Below are 16,854 nucleotides of genomic sequence, written 5' to 3' on the forward strand. Positions count from 1 at the left end.
ATCCCTGACGGAAGCTACTGCCGCGTGCGGACCGCGACAAGGAGCCTGCATCGGTTCTCGGCGCCACAGCCGGAATTCACTCACCCGGCCCGCAGGCACTGCGCCGGGTGCGCCGGGTGCGCTGCGCGAGCCGGGTGGGCCAGGTGTGCCGCAGGACCGGGGCATACGGCACGCCCGGTCCGCGCCCGCGGTGCGTCACGGCCGCAGCACCACCTTGCCGAGATTGGCCCTGGCCTCGATGATCTCGTGTGCCTTGGCGGCCTGGTCCAGCGGCAGTTCGGCGTGGACGGCGGCCCGCAGCCGGCCGGACCGCGCCAGCTCCCACAGCTGCGCGTGGTGCTGCTCGTACAGCTCCCGGTGGACGGTGGCGAACCGGCGCATCGTCAGCCCGGTGACCGTCTTGGAGCCGGCCAGCAGGTCATACGCCGGGACCGTGCCGCCACCGGAGTTGAAGAAGACCAGTCGGCCGCCCTCCGCCAGGGCGGCCAGCGCCCGCGGTAGCAGCTCCCCGCCGACGCCGTCCAGGACGATGTCGACCGGCTTGCCCCAGGACTCCTGGTCGTAGGTCACCACCTCATCGGCCCCGAGCCCGTGGAGGAACTCCGCCTTGGCGGCCGAGCCGACCGCGGCGACCACCCGCGGCACCCCTTGGAGCTTGGCCAGTTGGACGGCGAGGTGCCCGGTGCCGCTGGCCGCACCGGTGATCAGTACGGATTCGGTGCCCCGCGGTGCGGCGGTGCTGAGCGCGGCGAGCGCGACATGCCCGCTGCGCACCAGCGCCACCGCCTCCACGGCGCTCGCCCCCTCGGGTATCCGGCTCGCCAGGAAGGCGGGCGCGAGGGCGAGTTCGGTGTACGAGCCGGTGAGGGTGAGCGAGGTGACGCGGTCGCCGACGGCGAAGCCGGTGACGTCCGGGCCGAGCGCGACGACCTCGCCGGCGATCTCCCCGCCGGGCGTACCGGGGAGCGGATCGCCGCCGCCCTTGCCGTCGCCGCGCAGGCGCCGTACGCACGGCAGCGTGACACCGATCGCCTCGGTGCGCACCAGGAGTTCACCGGGGCCCGGCACCGGGGCCTCGGCCTCCTCGACGCGCAGGACTTCCGGACCGCCGTAGGCATGGAATCGGACTCGGCGCATGGGCCGCCGCCTTTCGTGGGAATCGGGCCGGCGGACACCGGCCGTTCGCTTCATTGGGTTCCCCAACGATAAGCCGAAACCGTTGGGGAAGCCAATGGATTTCGATGGATCTCCGCGATTTTTCGTAGGGAGACCCAATGGATTCTCGATACGGTGGACCCATGGCCGACACCTCGTACGCCCCCAGCCGCGTCCGCGCGCTCCCCAGCTGGCTCCTGGGCCGCGCCGCCGCCCGCGGCCACCGCCTGGTCGCCGAGGCCCTCGCCGCCGAGGGCATGCGGATGATGCATCACGCCGTCCTGTCGGCGGTCGACGAGCTCGGTCCGGTCTCCCAGGCGGAGCTCGGCCGGACCCTGGGCATCGACCCCAAGGACATGGTCGCGATCGTCAACGACCTGCAGAAGGACGCCCTGGTCACCCGCACCCCCGACCCCAAGGACCGGCGCAAGAACGCCGTCGAGATCTCCGCCGACGGCAGGCGGCGCCTGCGCCGCACCCAGCGGCTCGGCGACGAGGCCAACGCGGAGCTGACCGCGGCGCTCACCCCCGCCGAGCGCGAGCAGCTGATCGCGCTGCTGACCCGGATCGCGCTGCCGGGGGAGTGAGCTGCTGGTAGGGGAGCAGTCGCTGCCCGGTGGGCTCCGGATGACGTACGCGACGTACGGATGCCGCCCGGCTGATGTGCGCGGGGACGCGTCCCGCCGGTGGCGAAGCCGGCCGACCGGCCCCCGCGTGCCGCCTCAGCCGGTGGCGGCCGCGGCGCTCAGGGCGAGGCGGTGCTCACCGGCGTACACATTCATCGAGGAGCCGCGCAGAAACCCGACCAGGGTCAACCCGGTCTCCTGGGCCAGGTCGACGGCGAGCGAGGACGGGGCCGAGACCGCGGCCAGCACCGGAATCCCCGCCATCACAGCCTTCTGCGCCAGCTCGAACGACGCCCGCCCGGAGACCATCAGCACGCACGAGGACAGCGGCAGCAGCCCCTGCTGCAGGGCCCGGCCCACGATCTTGTCCACCGCGTTGTGCCGACCCACGTCCTCCCGTATGTCGAGCAGTTCCCCGTCCGTGGTGAACAACGCCGCGGCATGCAGACCGCCGGTCCGGTCGAACACCCGCTGGGCGGCCCGCAGTCGGTCGGGGAGGGCGGCGAGGGTGGCGGGCGCGAGGCGGGCCGGGGTGGCGGGGGAGGCGTCCAGCGGCCAACGGGTGGTGGTGCGCACCGCCTCCAGGCTGGCCTTGCCGCACAGTCCGCACGACGACGTCGTATAGACGTTGCGCTCCAGGGTGATGTCCGGGACCGGCACCCCGTCCGCGAGCCGCACATCGACGACGTTGTACGTGTTGGCGCCGCCCTCGCCGGTCGCCCCCGCGCAGTAGACGATGTTCGCCAGCTCGTCGGCGCGCGCCAGGACGCCCTCGCTGACGAGGAAGCCCGCGGCCAGCGCGAAGTCGTCACCGGGCGTACGCATCGTGATCGCCAGCGGCTTGCCGCCGAGCCGGATCTCCATCGGCTCCTCGGCGACGAGGGTGTCCGGGCGGGTGCTCACGGCACCGTCGCGGATACGGATCACCTTGCGTCGTTCCGTGACACGTCCCATGGCTTGATCAGTCCCACTCGTTCCGGTGACCTTGGCACCCTCATTGTCCTGCATACGGCGGGCGTGCCGGCCGCCGGCGGCGTGGGGCGGGCACCCGGCCCCGGGCCCGCCCCCGACAGGCGTCCGATCCGCGAGACCAGCCCCGGGCGCCTGCCGCCGGCCGGGTAATCTTCAGCCGATCAGGACCGAAGCACCCGACGACCGACCAGGAATGGCGAGAGGTACATGAGCGAAGGGACAGCACCGGCGGCCGGCGAAGCGGCCTCCGTCGCCGACGAGGCGGCCCGCGAGCGGCTGGGCTACCTGCGCAGCAGCATCGACAACCTCGACGCCGCCCTGGTCCATCTGCTCGCCGAGCGCTTCAAGTGCACTCAGCAGGTCGGCGAGCTCAAGGCTCGGCACAGCCTGCCGCCCGCCGACCCGGCCCGTGAGGCCGCCCAGATCGAGCGGCTGCGCCGACTGGCCGAGGACGCCCGACTGGACCCGGCGTTCGCCGAGAAGTTCCTGAACTTCATCATCGATGAGGTGGTCCGCCACCATAAAGCGATCGCGAATCAGGGCGCTGCCGGGAACGGATCTCGCGACGGCGCAGGCGCAGGACCCGAGAGCTGAACACGCGGCGCGTCGATCATGAGGTACGTCGCCTCACGAACGGCCGGCTCGTAGCCTTCCCACCGCCGACTGGCTGACCCGCGCTCTGGTGGTCAAGTTCCCCCAGGGGCAAGGCGAATGAGACAGCGCCATATCTCGGCGCGAGACGAGGCCCGGTGGAGACTCTCCGAACCGCAGCGGCTCGGCGTCAGCGGTTCGTTTCCCTTCGTGCCGAAGCGGCCCATGCTGCGAGCAACTGCTCGTACTCGGCCTGCTCGTCGGGCCACAGGGGCCGACCGGTGCGGGCGGCCATGAACGCGCGTATGCGCTCGTTGGCCTCGGCGGCGTCTGGGACGCATGTGGTCGCCATGGCGCGAATCGTACGGCCGGTCACTGACAAACGCACACGGATTACTCGCTCTTGGGCTGTTCGGGGTGCGGACCCCCCGACTCTCGGCCCTGACCCATCGGACAGACCCTAGTTCCGGTGACGGATGTGGTGGAGTGCCACCCGCCATAGCCTCGCTCCATGACGTCAGTTGATTCTTCGCCACGCGGACCCCGGAGCCCAGAGCAGCGCAAGGGCGAGGCGCTGGAACGGCTCGCGCGGGACAACGATGTATGGGTCGCCACGGCCGACGCCACCGGCGAGCCGTGCCTCGTTCCGCTTGCCTTCTGGTGGGACGGGGAGGCCGTGTGGCTGGCCACCCGCGTCACCAACCCGACGGGGCGCAACCTGACCGCCAACGGACGGGTCCGCCTGTGCTTCGGCCATACCCGGGACGTGGTCCTGGTCCACGGCACCGCGCGCATGCTGACCCGAGAGGAGCTTCCCGCCGAGGTGGGCGATGCCTTCGCGGCCAAGGACGGTTGGGATCCTCGCAAGGATCACTCCTCCTACGTCTTCTTCCAGGTCGTACCGGAGGTTCTGCAGGCGTGGGGAACGGTTCCGGAGATGACGGGACGGACTCTTATGCGTGAGGGGAAGTGGCTGCTCTAGGGCCTGGTACGGGCCTGCTCGGACGGGTGGGCAGGGGATGGGCCACCGGCGGCCGGGGCGGGTGGGTGCCGTCCGGCCAGGGGCGGGAGCGACCCGCCCACCACTCGCCTCACCCAGGTGGCCCCGCCGCCCACGAAGAGTGACACTCGCCATACCTGACGCCGGACCGCCCCCCGGTGCCACCCCGCCCACTACCGTCCGGTAACGGCTTCTCAGGAAGCCGCCCGAGCGCCACCACCCTGCCCCTCCGGCCGTGCACCGAGAGCGGAGACAACCGATGGCACCCACCTCCGACACCACCCCGACCCTGGCCCTCAAGCCCGGTACGTCCTGGCAGGACGCCTGGCAACGCAGCCTGGCGGCCGCCCCCGAGGCGTTCCGCGACGAGCACGCCCTCAACCTCTGGGCCGCCGCCTGGCACCCGGACGGCGATCCGCTGCCCGCCACCAGCCCGATCGACGGCACCCCCATCGCCGGCCCGCCCCGCCTCGACGCGGACACCGCGCGGCACGCCGTACGCGCCTCCCTCGACCAGCACCGCGCCTGGCGCCAGGTCCCCCTGGCCGAGCGCAAGGCCCGGATCTCCGCCACCCTCGACGCCCTCACCGAACACCGCGAGCTGCTCGCGCTGCTGCTGGTCTGGGAGATCGGCAAGCCCTGGAAACTCGCCCAGGCCGATGTCGACCGCGCCATCGACGGCGTCCGCTGGTACGTCGACGAGATCGACCGGATGCTCGCCGACCGCACCCCGCTGCCCGGACCGGTCAGCAACATCGCCAGCTGGAACTACCCCATGTCGGTCCTGATCCACGCGATGCTCGTCCAGGCGCTGGCGGGCAACGCCGTGATCGCGAAGACGCCCACCGACGGCGGCCTGGTCTGCCTCACCCTGGCCTGCGCGCTGGCCGCCCGGGAGGGCGTCCCGGCCACCCTCGTCAGCGGCAGCGGCGGCGAGCTCTCGCCCGCCCTCGTCCGCTCACCCGAGATCGGCTGCGTCTCCTTCGTCGGCGGCCGGGACACCGGCGCCCGCGTCGCCACCGCCGTCGCCGACCTGGGCAAACGCCACATCCTCGAACAGGAGGGCCTCAACACCTGGGGCATCTGGAACTACACCGACTGGACCTCCCTCACCCCCCTGCTGCGCAAGACCTTCGACTACGCCAAACAGCGCTGCACCGCCTACCCACGCTTCGTCGTCCAGCGCGACGCCTTCGCCGACTTCCTCGCCGCCTACCTCCCGGCCGTACGCAGCGTCCGCTTCGGCCACCCCCTGGCCGTCGCCGACCCCGCCGACCCGCTGCCCGAACTCGACTTCGGCCCCCTGATCAACGCGGCCAAGGCCAAGGAACTCGCCGACCTCACGACCGAGGCCGTCTCCCGGGGCGCCGTCCCCCTGCACCGGGGCGTCCTCGGCGACGGCCACTTCCTGCCCGACCAGGACACCTCCGCCTACCTCCCGCCGACCACCCTCCTGGCCCCGCCGCCCTCCTCGCCCCTCCACCACGCCGAGCCCTTCGGCCCTGTCGACACCGTCGTCCTCGTCGACACCGAGGCCGAACTGCTCGCCGCCATGAACGCCAGCAACGGCGCCCTGGTCGCGAGCCTCTCCTGCGACGACAAGGACACCTACCACCGCCTCGCGCCCCAGATCCGCGCCTTCAAGGTCGGCCACAACAAGCCCCGCTCCCGCGGCGACCGCGATGAGCTCTTCGGCGGCTTCGGCAACTCCTGGAGCGGCGCCTTCGTCGGCGGCGAGCTCCTGGTCCGCGCGGTGACCGAGGGGCCGGCCACCGAGCGCCTGCCGGGCAACTTCCCGGACTACCACCTGATGCCGTAGCCGGACGCCGGCCACGGGGCGGCGGGCACCCGGGGCCCGCCCGGTGGGCCGGGGCGGACAGCGCACCCAGCGCATGCGGGCGGACGACGGGACTTTGCGGAGACCCCCTAGCCGATCCCCTGCCGGTCGGGGCGCGCGGCGAACCGCCGGTCCGCCGCCTCCGGCACCGCCTGCTCCAGCGCCTTCAGCAGGAGCTCGCGGTGCCTCACCAGCGGCTCCCGCCGCTGGTGAGGTGCGAGCAGCAGCAGATCGTCGATGCCGGCCAGCAGACGTCGCGTCACCTGCGGACTGTGCACCGAGGCGGCCCGGACCTCGGTCAGCCCCAGATCCACCAGATCCGGCCACCCCGGAACCCGCTGTGTCAGCCGCACCACACCCTGGCGGTCGCGGTGGTGCACCGTCCCGAGCGGCCGGTGCACCACCGCCGCCAGGATCTGCACGATCCGGTCCAGGCACTGCACGGCCGTGGTCGGATCGTTCACCGCCGGCGACAGCCCGCGCAGCGCGATATCCGCCAACTGCCGCAGCCCCAGCCCGAGATCCTGGTGGAAGGTGCGCTCCACGCCGACCGAGACCGTGTACCGCAACAGCGCCCGCCGCGGCGGCGTCCCGCCGTGCACCGCGAGCACCGGCGTCCCCGGCGTCACGAAGTCCCCGATGCGGGGGATCAGCCGCAGTACGACGCCCTGCCGCCGCGCCACCCGCACCAGCCGCGCCACATGCACATCCCGCACCACCCCCGCCCGCCCCTCGTGCGCCAGCCAGCCGGTCTCCGGTGCCCGCACCCCCGCATCGTCCTCGCCGTCCTCGCTGCCCGGAGCCTGCCGCGCCAGCATCCGCAGCGTCTCCCGGGTGATCCGGTCCACCACCGGCCCCACCTGCATCAGCCGCAGCGTGGCGGACACATACGCGATGAACAGCACCAGACTCAGCCCGACCAGCACCAGCGTCAGCAGGCTCTGCACGACCGGTACGGAGGTGACCTCCCGCGCGCTGCTCTCGCTCTCATAGGAGGTGAGCACCAGCAGCGAGAACAGGAACGTCGCCAGGAAGACGGTGAGCGTGATCTTGCTGATCCGGCTCCGGACGAAGATCCGCACCACCCGCGGGGTGAGCTGTCCGCTGGCCATCTGCACCGCGACCAGCGAGATGCTGAAGACCACGCCGATGAAGGTCATCATCGCCGCGCTGATCGTCGTCACGATCGTCTTGGCGTCGTCCGCGATCGACATCAGCTCCCGGACCGCGCCGTACGCCCGCTCGCGCTGCAGCAGCGCGACGATCTCCAGGTCGACGGCCGACGCCGCCCACCACAGCAGCACCGCACCGAGCAGCCCCGCGGTCGGAGCGAACCAGAAGGTGTCCCGCAGATGCTCCCGCAGCGGTGAAAGAGCCCGTGGCCTGCGCGGCCCAGTGAGATGAGCGATGTGTCCGTCATTGCCCATAAATCGAGGTTATGCCCCGCACGGATACGCAGGTGAAAGGCACTCCGAAACCTTGGTATTGTTGTCCATGTCGCCGCGGGGAACGCCCCGTGAAGATCACACCTAGTCCGGGTGGCGGAATGGCAGACGCGCTAGCTTGAGGTGCTAGTGCCCTTTATCGGGCGTGGGGGTTCAAGTCCCCCCTCGGACACCAGCGAAAGACCCCTGTTGATCAGGGGTTTTCGTCGTTTTGGGGGTCGGGGTGGAGTCCCCTTCGGGAAATCCCGGCAACTTATCCGATTTGACTGTTCCATTCCCCTTGTCCGGGAGTATCCTGAAGACCGGCCTACGGGGCGAGCGAGGGAGTTCGACCGGACTGGCCTCGGGGTAAGGGAGCTCTGGCTCTCGCCGAGGACAAGAAGAAAGGTCGGGCTGAGAGGCTGAAAGGTCGGGAGACCGGACGGCGACCCCCAAGCACCTGATCCGGACAATGCCGGCGAAGGGAGCCCACCTCGTAGGTCTTTGTCGTGCCGTGATCCGCGAGACCGGCCCAGGACCCGCGCGGCCGTGCCGGGAGCCCCAAGGGCGGCCGGGCGGTGCAAGCGCTCAGCCGCCCCGGATCATGTCGGCGCACTTCTCCCCGATCATCATCGTCGTGATGCAGGGGTTCACGGTCGTCAGGAACGGCATCACCGAGCCGTCGGCCACCCGCAGGCCGGTGACGCCCTTGACCCGCAGCTGCGGGTCGAGCGGGGCCGCGTCGTCGCCGGGAGCGCCCATCTGGACCGTGCAGGCGGGGTGGTAGACGGTGTTGTGGGTGTCGCGGATGTAGGCGAGCAGGTCGTCGTCGGAGTGGGCGGAGGGGCCGGGGGCGAGTTCGACGCCGGCCCAGCTCGCCATCGGGGCCTGGGCGACGATCTCGCGGGCGAGGCGGAGGCCGTGGGTCATGACCCGTACATCGTGTTCGTGGGTGAAGTAGCGGGGGTCGACCTTGGGCTTGTCGCGGAAGTCGCGGGTGCGCAGGCGGACGGTGCCGCGGGAGCGGGCGCGGGTGACGTTCGGGGTCAGGCAGAAGGCGTTGTCCGAGGTGGGGTAGCCCCGGCGGTAGGTGTTCATGTCGAAGGGCACGGAGCCGTAGTGGAACATCAGGTCGGGACGGTCCAGGCCGGGCTCGGTGTCGGCGAAGATGCCGATCTCCCACCACTGGGTGGAGGAGGTCACCATGGGCTGCTTGGCCTCCCACATGATCACGCCCTCGGGGTGGTCCTGGAGGTTCTCGCCCACGCCCGGTGAGTCGACGAGCGGTTCGATGCCGATGGACCTCAGGTGGCCGGCCGGGCCGATGCCGGAGAGCATCAGCAGCTTGGGAGTGTCGATGGCCCCGCAGGAGACGACGACCTCGCGGCGGGCGTTGACGGTACGGCTGTGGAAGAGGTCGGGGGAGAGGTACTCCACGCCGGTGCAGCGCCGGGAGGGGGTGAAGTTCAGGCGCTTGGCCTGCAGCCCGGTGCGTACGTCGAGATTGCGGCGGGCGTCCATGACGGGGTGGAGGTAGGAGACCGACGCGGAGGAACGGGTGCCGTCCGGGCGGCAGTTGATCTGGAACCAGTGCGCGCCGCGGACGACGGTCTTGCCGGTGTTGAACGGGGTGGTGGGGATGCCGGACGCCGCACAGGCCTCCAGGAGCGCCACCCCGCACGGGTCGCCCGGCGGGATGGTGCGCAGGGTGACCGGGCCGGAGCGGCCGTGGTGGTCGCCCGGTGCGTCGTTGCTCTCCAGCCGCTGGTAGAGCGGGAAGCAGTCCGCCGCGCTCCAGCCCTGGCAGCCCCGCGCGGCCCACTCGTCCAGGTCCTCGGCCGGAGCCCAGAAGGCGATACAGGAGTTGTGAGAGGAGCAGCCGCCGAGCACCTTGGCACGGGCGTGCCGCATGAAGCTGTTGCCGTTCTCCTGCGGCTCGACGGGGTAGTCCCAGTCGTAACCGGACTCCAGGAGGGCCATCCAGCGATCCAGGCGCAGCACGTTGTCATCGCCGACATCGGACGGACCGGCCTCCAGCAGACAGACCGTGACCGAGGGGTCCTCGCTCAGCCGCGCCGCCACGACGGCGCCGGCCGTGCCGCCGCCGACCACGACATAGTCGAACTCTTCCACGGGGGTCTCTTGGGGCATCGCGCCGTCTCCCGTCAGGGGGTGGGGGTGGTGGAGGAGCCCGGGCCGCCCGGGCCGCCGTCGTCGTGGCCGACGGCGGCGTGCATGGCCAGGACGCCGGTCCGCTTGCGCTGGACGAACCAGTAGTAGGTGAAGCCGCCGATCGCCACGACGCCGATGAACAGGAACGCGCCCCAGCGCAGATACCAGTGCTGCGGGCCGGTCGCGTTGTAGACGGCGGCGCGCGGCCAGGCGAGGTTGAGGGACATCCCGGCGCCCCAGAGGACGGCGAGGATGTTCACCGGCAGGCCGAGCCTGCCCAGCGAGAACCTCCCCTCCAGCGGGGTCCACTTGCCGCGCAGCCGCTGGACGAGCATCGGCAGGGTGACCGACAGATAGGCCAGATAGATCATGATGATCGCGATGCTGGTGATCACCGAGAAGATCTGCGGCTGGTTGACGTTGATCAGCAGGATGCCGATCGCCACCAGACCGATCACGACGGCGGGCAGCACCGGCGTCTGGAAGCGCGGACTGACCTTGGCGAGCAGCGAGGCGGCCGGCAGGTTGTTGTCCCGGGCCATCGCGAACGCCAGCCGGATGCCCGCGGTGTGCACCGCCAGCTCGCACACGGTGATCGCGATGACCACGCACCAGAGCACGATCTGCCCCACCGTCGAGCCGAGGGTGGCGAGGACGACGTACTGCAGTCCGTCCACGGACAGCTCCTCGGCGTGCAGGTCGGGCACCGACAGCAGGGCGAAGAGCAGGATCAGCCCGCCGATGAGGAAGGACGCGACCAGCGCGCGCAGGATCGCCCGGGGCGCGTTGCGGCCGGGGTCCTTGGACTCCTCGCCGAGCGACGAGGCCGTGTCGAAGCCGTACATGACATACGCCGAGGCCAGCGACGCGGTCAGAAACGCCCCGAAGTAGCCGAGGGTTTCGCCCTTGCCCAGCCCGAAGGTGTTGGTCACCGCTCCCGGGCCGCGGGTGATGTGCGCGGCGAGCAGCACGATCAGGACAATGGCGGCGATCAGCTCGATGGCCACGCCCGCCGAGTTGATCCGCGCCATCAGCTTGACGCCGAACGCATTGACCAGGGTGGTGAAGGTGACGAGTACGGTGCCGAGCACCACCGCGTTGGCGGCCGCCGACTGCCCCGTGCCGTCGCCGATGAACTGGAACCACGACGAGATCTGCGGCAGCGTCACCTGATAGGCGAGCGCCACCGCCGACAGCGAGACCATGGTCGCGGTGAGCATCATCCAGCCGCCGAGCCAGCCGATGTGCGGGCCGCCGAGCTTCTTGGCCCAGTTGTAGATCGAGCCGGCCACCGGATAGCGGGCGGCCAGTTCGCAGAAGCACAGCGCCACCATCAGCTGCCCGACGAAGACCATCGGCCAGGACCACCAGTACGCCGGGCCGCCGTGGGCGACACCGAAGTAGAACAGCTGGAAGGTACCGGTGAGGATCGAGATGTAGCTGATGCCGGCGGCGAAGGTGTGGAAGTTGCCCAGGGTGCGCTTGAGTTCGGGCTTGTAGCCGAGTTCGGCGAGCGAGGCGTCGTCGTGCGAATGATCGTCCCCGGCCGGGGGGCGCACGGATCCGGGATCCGTCACTCGAACCACCTCTGCGGCCGTGGCGCGGTATTGCGCCAGACGTGCTTGGCCTCCTGGTACTCCGCCAGCCCGGCGGGACCCAGCTCCCGCCCCACGCCCGACTGCTTCATCCCGCCCCACTCCGCCTGCGGCACGTACGGATGGAAGTCATTGATCCACACCGTTCCCGCGCGCATCCGGGCCGCCACCCGGTGGGCGCGCTCGCTGTCCTGCGTCCACACCGCTCCGGCCAGCCCGTAGACCGTGTCGTTGGCGAGCGAGACCGCCTCGTTCTCGTCGCGGAACCGCTCGACGGTCAGCACCGGCCCGAACGACTCGTCCCGTACGACGGACATGTCCGGGGTGCACTCGTCCAGGACGGTCGGCAGGTAGTAGAAGCCGTTCGCCAGCGACGGGTCGTCGGGCGCCGAGCCGCCGCAGAGCAGCACGGCCCCCTCTTCGAGCCCGGCCGCCACATACGCCTCGACCTTCGCGCGGTGCGCGGCCGAGATCAGCGGCCCGGTGCGGGCGTGCTCGTCGAACGGCCCGCCCAGCCGGATCCGCTGGGCACGGGAGACCAGCTCGTCGACGAACGCATCGTGCAGCTCCTCCTGGACCAGGAGCCGGGCGCCCGCCGAGCAGACCTGCCCGGAGTGCAGGAAGATCGCCGTCAGGGCGTAGTCGACCGCGGTGTCGAAGTCGGCGTCCGCGAAGACGATGTTCGGGTTCTTCCCGCCCAGTTCCAGGGCGATCTTCTTCACCGTGGGGGCGGCCGCGGCCATGATGCGCCGGCCGGTGGCCAGCCCACCGGTGAACGACACCATGTCCACCCGCGGGTCCTCGGTCAGCGGCGCGCCCACCTCCGGGCCGGTGCCCAGCACCAGATTGCCGGCGCCGTCCGGCAGCCCGGCCTCGGCCAGCAGCCGCATCAGGTGGATGGCGGTGTGCGGGGTCAGCTCGCTGGGCTTGAGGATGAACGTGTTGCCCGTGACGAGCGCGGGCGCGACCTTCCAGGCGGTCTGCAGCAGCGGATAGTTCCACGGGGTGATCAGCGCGCAGACGCCGACCGGCTCGTGCCGCACCGTGCTGTCGGTCTCCGCGATGCCGGTGTCCACCACCCGGTCGGTGCCGCCGGCCGCGCCCAGGTTGCCGAAGTAGCGGAAGCACTTGGCGATGTCGTCCATGTCGTAGGCGCTCTCGACCAGTCGCTTGCCGGTGTCCAGCGACTCCGCCCGGGCCAGCGCGTCCTTGTCGCGCTCCAGCAGCTCGGCGACGCGCAGCACCAGCCGGCCGCGCTCGTCCGTCGGGGTCCGCGGCCAGGGCCCGTCGTCGAACGCCAGACGGGCGGCGCTGATCGCGGCCGCCGCGTCCTTGGGCCCGCCCTCGTCGACGGTCGCGACCAGCGTGCCGTCCGCCGGGCAGCGGATCTCCCGCACCTGCCCGTCGGCCGCTGCGGTCCACTGACCGCCGATGAACAGCTCCGGCATGGGGGCCTCCGGTCTCCGGGCTCGTACGAGGCGGCGGCGAGCGGGCGTGCCGCCCTGGCCGACGGCGTACGGCCACCGGACCTCGGTGACGATCACTGCACCGAGCGTAAGGCGGGCACCGCGGGTCCGCACGGTACGAGGGGCCGGAGACCGAGCAGACACCCCCTAGGTGGGGCCGATGGGGTGACGACAGGGGGCGGGCGGGAGAATGGGGGCATGTCGGGGATGTCGTCGAGCGGGCCGGTGCCGGAGGCGGGGACGCGGTGCGCGCCGGAGGCGGTGCCGTACCCGGTCACCGACGTGCCGTACCCGGTCACCGACGCCGCCGCCTACCTCGCCGGCCACTGGCGCGTCGAGCGCACCGTGTACGACCTGCGGGCCGGCGTCGAGGGCTCCTTCCGCGGGACCGCGGAGTTCCGGCCGGCCGGGGGCGGGGAGCCGTCGGCGGGCGAGGAGCTGCTGCACGTCGAGGAGGGGCGGCTGACGTGGGACGGCACGGAGTACCCGGCGAGCCGCACGCTGCGCCTTCGCCCCCGCCCCGACGGCACCGCCGAGATCCGCTTCGCCGACGGCCGGCCCTTCCACGACCTCGACCTCAGGGGCGGACGGTGGACCGCCGTCCACCCCTGCTCCGCGGACCGCTACGCGGGGACCTTCACCACCGTCGCGGCGGACGAGTGGCACCTGCGGTGGCGGGTCACCGGGCCGGCCAAGGACCAGCTGCTGCGTTCGGTCTACCGCCGGGCGTGAGGCGCTCGGCGGGCCCGGTCCGCGGGCTCAGGCCGCCGGCTTCACCGCACGCAGGGCGTACAGCAGCGGGATGATCGGCTCCGAGGGCGGCAGCCGCCACCAGCCGTTGTCGGCCGGCACCATCGAGTCGAACCGCTTCCAGGGCAACAGCTCGGTCTCCCGCACCAGTTGGACGCTCAGCCCCGCGCCCACCACGGCGGAGAGGACCTCGCCGAGCCCGTGGCGCCATTCGTAACTGGTCGTCGCCCCCTGCACCGGCGGTCCGTCGGTGTAGGTGCGGGGCGCATCGCTCCGGATGGCGCCGCGCCCCGCCAAGTAGTCGTAATGGAGCGTCAGTTGCTGCCGTTGGGGGTCCGGGCTCGGCGCCGGACCGAGGGCGTCCAGCAGCGGATGGAACTCGACCAGATACAGCGTCCCGCCGGGCCGGAGCAGCGCGCTGACGATCCCCGCCCAGGCCGTCAGATCCGGCAGGTAGCACAGCGCCCCCTTGCCGGTGTAGACCACGTCGAACCGGCGGCCGCCCAGTGCCTCCACGGCCCGGTGCACATCCGCCTGGACGAACTCCACCCGGCGACCGGCCGCGTCGGCGAGCCGCCGGGCCGCCTCGACCGCCGCGGCGGAGAAGTCGAGCCCCACGGTGCGCGCGGCGCCCCGCTCGGCGAACGCGGCGGTCTCGGTGCCCAGATGGCACTGCAGATGCAGCACCTCCCGCCCGGCCAGATCGCCGAGGTCCGTCCACTCGAACGGCGCGAACCAGTCCTCGGCGGTCCGGGAGCCGTCCAGCCCGTAGAACGCGCTCGCCACATGGATCGGCGTGCGGGCGTCCCAGTTCGCCTGATTGGCCCGGACCATCTCCGCGATGCCGGGTAACGCCTCCGCCATGGCCGCCGGCTCACTCAGCTCTTCTGTCATCCCTCCCTTGTACCGGCCGGGTGGCCGGGCGACCAGAAGGGACCGCGCTCCCGCGCCGCGTCGATGCTCCAGGGCCTCACCCTCCCCCGCGAGAGCGTCGCCAGCCGCGGCGCGTGCCGGGCGAGGGCCTCGTCCTCCGTGGCCACGACGCAGGCGAGCCGCCGCTCGCTCCACAGCCGCGCGAACACCGCGACGACGCCGGCGCGGGCGTCGGCGGCTGCTCCGCGCGACACACCCCGGGCCCCGGCCGGGTGCACGACGAGCCTTCGGCGACCGTACGAACCGGGGGTGAGCGGTCGGTAAGCGCCGGGTGAGAGAGGGATGAGAATCGGCGGGGCGCGGCCGCCCCGCGCCGGCGGTCCGCGGCCGGGTGTGCGGCCGTGAACCCGGGAATTATCCCGCTGCTCGTCTGCAACAACCGCCCACGCGTGGGTATGTTGGACACTGCGCCGCGTGGTCGTTCCGACACGGAACGGCTTCGGCGGCGCCATGGACGATGGCTGTCGAAGCGACGGGAAAGCATGGAATGAGCCAGGGAACACCACCGCAGTCGAGCGCCGTCGACGTCACCATCCCGAGCGTCGCGCGGATGTACGACTACTACCTGGGCGGCAAGGACAACTACGCCGTCGACCGCGAGGCCTGCGACGAGCTGAGCAAGGTGGTGCCCAGCACGCAGGTGCTGGCGATCAACAACCGGCGCTTCCTGCAGCGGGCGGTCCGCTGGCTGGCGAGTGAACACGGCATCCGGCAGTTCATCGACCACGGATCGGGCCTGCCGACCCAGGACAACGTCCACCAGGTCGCGCAGCGGATCGATCCGCAGTCGCGGGTGGTGTACGTCGACAACGACCCGATCGTGCTGGCGCACGGGCGGGCGCTGCTGGAGGAGAACGCCCACACCGCCGTCATCCAGGCCGATATGCGGGACACGGAGGGCATCTTCAGCAGCCCCGAGGTCGAGCGCCTGATCGACTTCGACCAGCCCGTCGCCGCGCTCTTCGTCTCCGTGCTGCACTGCATCCCGGACTCCGGCGACCCAGCCGGTCTGATCAAGCGGGTCGCCGACCGGCTGGCGCCCGGCAGCTTCCTGGTGGTGTGCCAGTTGGTGAGCGAGGACGCCGCGACCCGCGATTTCGTCACCGAGTTCATGCGGGTCAGCACCCACGGGCAGTGGGGCCGGGTGCGCCAGGCACACGAACTGGCCGGCTTCCTGGAGGGCCTGGAGGTCGTGGAGCCCGGCCTGGTGGAGGTCTCCACCTGGAAGCCGGACGCGGACATCGGCCCCAAGCAGCTCACCCAGGAGTGGATCGAGTACGGGGGCATCGCCCGCAAGCCCTAGGGCCGATGGGAGCGGCGGGAGCGGTGGCCTTCGGGCAGCCGCCCTCGTCGCCTGACGGAACGGGCCGGACCGGCCGTCGCGGGCGGTCAGCTCTCCTTGAGCATCCGCTCCAGCATCGCCAGCGACTCGCGCGGTGACTCCGACTGCGCGCTGAGCCGGTCCATCACCGCGAGGTAGTGATCGACGTCATCGCGCTTGTCCAGATAGAGCGCGCTGGTCAGCTGCTCCAGATAGACGATGTCGGGCAGATCCGGCTCCAGGAACCGCAGGATCGTGATCGGGCCACCGGCCGCGGCCAGGCCGCCGAGGCTGAACGGGGCGATCTGCAGCGTGACATTGGGCAGCTCGGCCAGCTTCAGCAGATGTCTGAGCTGCCCGGCCATCACCTCCGGTCCGCCCAACGGCCGGCGCAGCGCCGCCTCGTCGAGCACCGCCCACACCCGCGGCGCGTCGGGGACGGTCAGCAGCTCCTGGCGGTGGACGCGCAGCCGCACCCGCCGCTCGATCTCCTCGGGCGTGGACCGCGGGTGGCCGAGCTGTGCCACCGCACGGGCGTAGTCCGCCGTCTGCAACAGGCCCGGAACGAACTGGACCTCGTACGTACGGATCACCGAGGCGGCCTCTTCGAGGCCGAGATGCGTCTCGAACCAGCCGGGCAGCACATCGCCGTACTGATGCCACCAGCCGGGACTGCTGGTCCGGCCGGCCAGCTTGAGGAAGTCGGAGCGGACCGCCTCGTCCGTGACGTGATAGAGCGTCAGCAGATCGGCGACGTCCCGCTCCTTGCAGCTCACCCGCCCGAGCTCCAGGCGGCTGATCTTCGCATGTGAACCGCGGATCGCCTCCCCGGCGGCCTCGCGGGTGATGCCGGCCGCCTCCCGGAGCCTGCGCAGCTGGGTGCCCAGCACGATGCGCAGGACGGTCGGTCCGCCCCGCGGGTGTTCGAGGTACCGGCGCAGGGACGTATCACTGCTCGACTGCGCGGCGCACATGCTGACTCCCCTGAGTGGTCGGGCGAACGCCCAGTGTC

Annotated in this window: 17 protein-coding genes and 1 tRNA gene; 7 read left to right on the top strand and 11 right to left on the bottom strand. The window is 71.5% G+C overall.

Going from position 1 to position 16,854, the window contains the following annotated elements:
* Positions 1-76 precede the first annotated feature (76 nt).
* Together ACZ5XZ_RS07430 and ACZ5XZ_RS07435 are read right to left on the bottom strand one after the other, a co-directional pair.
* Positions 77-199 carry a hypothetical protein gene (locus ACZ5XZ_RS07430; RefSeq protein ID WP_468975129.1) on the bottom strand — a complete coding sequence of 41 codons (123 nt, stop codon included), beginning with the start codon at positions 197-199 and terminating at the stop codon, positions 77-79.
* A complete protein-coding gene (locus ACZ5XZ_RS07435; protein ID WP_468975130.1) occupies positions 196-1,137 on the bottom strand; it encodes a quinone oxidoreductase family protein in 942 nt (313 codons plus the stop codon). The genes ACZ5XZ_RS07430 and ACZ5XZ_RS07435 overlap by 4 nt, the downstream gene beginning before the upstream one ends.
* Positions 1,138-1,298: 161 nt before the next feature.
* Between ACZ5XZ_RS07435 and ACZ5XZ_RS07440 the strand changes: the two genes are divergently transcribed.
* On the top strand, positions 1,299-1,742 hold the full coding sequence (locus tag ACZ5XZ_RS07440; RefSeq protein ID WP_468975131.1) for a MarR family winged helix-turn-helix transcriptional regulator: 444 nt from the start codon (positions 1,299-1,301) through the stop codon (positions 1,740-1,742).
* A 135-nt stretch (positions 1,743-1,877) separates the two neighbouring features.
* On the opposite strand, the gene fdhD is transcribed toward ACZ5XZ_RS07440, so the two are convergent.
* The gene (fdhD, locus tag ACZ5XZ_RS07445; RefSeq protein ID WP_468975132.1) at positions 1,878-2,735 is read right to left on the bottom strand and encodes a formate dehydrogenase accessory sulfurtransferase FdhD; all 858 of its coding nucleotides are present in this window, start codon (positions 2,733-2,735) and stop codon (positions 1,878-1,880) included.
* A 225-nt stretch (positions 2,736-2,960) separates the two neighbouring features.
* Here fdhD and ACZ5XZ_RS07450 point away from each other — a divergent pair, with 225 nt between their 5' ends.
* Complete coding sequence (locus ACZ5XZ_RS07450; RefSeq protein ID WP_468975133.1) at positions 2,961-3,347, top strand: chorismate mutase; 387 nt, start codon at positions 2,961-2,963, stop codon at positions 3,345-3,347.
* Between the two features lie 187 nt (positions 3,348-3,534).
* On the opposite strand, the gene ACZ5XZ_RS07455 is transcribed toward ACZ5XZ_RS07450, so the two are convergent.
* The gene (locus tag ACZ5XZ_RS07455; RefSeq protein ID WP_468975134.1) at positions 3,535-3,696 is read right to left on the bottom strand and encodes a hypothetical protein; all 162 of its coding nucleotides are present in this window, start codon (positions 3,694-3,696) and stop codon (positions 3,535-3,537) included.
* 159 nt (positions 3,697-3,855) lie between these two features.
* Here ACZ5XZ_RS07455 and ACZ5XZ_RS07460 point away from each other — a divergent pair, with 159 nt between their 5' ends.
* Both ACZ5XZ_RS07460 and ACZ5XZ_RS07465 read left to right on the top strand, forming a co-directional pair.
* Positions 3,856-4,326: a pyridoxamine 5'-phosphate oxidase family protein gene (locus ACZ5XZ_RS07460; RefSeq protein ID WP_468975135.1), complete on the top strand. Its 471-nt coding sequence runs from the start codon at positions 3,856-3,858 to the stop codon at positions 4,324-4,326.
* A gap of 277 nt (positions 4,327-4,603) precedes the next feature.
* Positions 4,604-6,163 (top strand): aldehyde dehydrogenase family protein, encoded by a 1,560-nt coding sequence (locus ACZ5XZ_RS07465; RefSeq protein ID WP_468975136.1) that lies wholly within the window; start codon positions 4,604-4,606, stop codon positions 6,161-6,163.
* A gap of 107 nt (positions 6,164-6,270) precedes the next feature.
* On the opposite strand, the gene ACZ5XZ_RS07470 is transcribed toward ACZ5XZ_RS07465, so the two are convergent.
* Complete coding sequence (locus tag ACZ5XZ_RS07470) at positions 6,271-7,608, bottom strand: DUF2254 domain-containing protein (RefSeq protein ID WP_468975137.1); 1,338 nt, start codon at positions 7,606-7,608, stop codon at positions 6,271-6,273.
* 105 nt (positions 7,609-7,713) lie between these two features.
* Between ACZ5XZ_RS07470 and ACZ5XZ_RS07475 the strand changes: the two genes are divergently transcribed.
* A tRNA-Leu gene (locus tag ACZ5XZ_RS07475) sits at positions 7,714-7,801 on the top strand.
* A 392-nt stretch (positions 7,802-8,193) separates the two neighbouring features.
* On the opposite strand, the gene ACZ5XZ_RS07480 is transcribed toward ACZ5XZ_RS07475, so the two are convergent.
* The 3 genes from ACZ5XZ_RS07480 to ACZ5XZ_RS07490 are packed head-to-tail and all read right to left on the bottom strand — an operon-like array spanning position 8,194 to position 12,820.
* Positions 8,194-9,756 carry a GMC family oxidoreductase gene (locus tag ACZ5XZ_RS07480; protein ID WP_468975138.1) on the bottom strand — a complete coding sequence of 521 codons (1,563 nt, stop codon included), beginning with the start codon at positions 9,754-9,756 and terminating at the stop codon, positions 8,194-8,196.
* A 14-nt stretch (positions 9,757-9,770) separates the two neighbouring features.
* A complete protein-coding gene (locus ACZ5XZ_RS07485) occupies positions 9,771-11,354 on the bottom strand; it encodes an APC family permease (protein WP_468975139.1) in 1,584 nt (527 codons plus the stop codon).
* The gene (locus tag ACZ5XZ_RS07490) at positions 11,351-12,820 is read right to left on the bottom strand and encodes an aldehyde dehydrogenase family protein (RefSeq protein WP_468975322.1); all 1,470 of its coding nucleotides are present in this window, start codon (positions 12,818-12,820) and stop codon (positions 11,351-11,353) included. The genes ACZ5XZ_RS07485 and ACZ5XZ_RS07490 overlap by 4 nt, the downstream gene beginning before the upstream one ends.
* Positions 12,821-13,036: 216 nt before the next feature.
* Between ACZ5XZ_RS07490 and ACZ5XZ_RS07495 the strand changes: the two genes are divergently transcribed.
* Complete coding sequence (locus ACZ5XZ_RS07495) at positions 13,037-13,570, top strand: DUF6314 family protein (RefSeq protein ID WP_468975140.1); 534 nt, start codon at positions 13,037-13,039, stop codon at positions 13,568-13,570.
* Between the two features lie 27 nt (positions 13,571-13,597).
* On the opposite strand, the gene ACZ5XZ_RS07500 is transcribed toward ACZ5XZ_RS07495, so the two are convergent.
* Positions 13,598-14,482 (bottom strand): class I SAM-dependent methyltransferase, encoded by an 885-nt coding sequence (locus ACZ5XZ_RS07500; RefSeq protein WP_468975141.1) that lies wholly within the window; start codon positions 14,480-14,482, stop codon positions 13,598-13,600.
* Positions 14,479-14,715 (bottom strand): hypothetical protein, encoded by a 237-nt coding sequence (locus ACZ5XZ_RS07505; protein WP_468975142.1) that lies wholly within the window; start codon positions 14,713-14,715, stop codon positions 14,479-14,481. The genes ACZ5XZ_RS07500 and ACZ5XZ_RS07505 overlap by 4 nt, the downstream gene beginning before the upstream one ends.
* A 293-nt stretch (positions 14,716-15,008) precedes the next feature.
* Here ACZ5XZ_RS07505 and ACZ5XZ_RS07510 point away from each other — a divergent pair, with 293 nt between their 5' ends.
* On the top strand, positions 15,009-15,824 hold the full coding sequence (locus ACZ5XZ_RS07510) for an SAM-dependent methyltransferase (RefSeq protein WP_468975143.1): 816 nt from the start codon (positions 15,009-15,011) through the stop codon (positions 15,822-15,824).
* An 86-nt stretch (positions 15,825-15,910) separates the two neighbouring features.
* Here the strand turns inward: ACZ5XZ_RS07510 and ACZ5XZ_RS07515 are convergent, their stop codons facing one another.
* Positions 15,911-16,816, bottom strand: coding sequence for a helix-turn-helix domain-containing protein (locus ACZ5XZ_RS07515; protein WP_468975144.1), 906 nt, complete (start codon positions 16,814-16,816; stop codon positions 15,911-15,913).
* Positions 16,817-16,854 lie beyond the last annotated feature (38 nt).

It is taken from the genome of Streptomyces sp. NPDC033270, assembly GCF_055576575.1.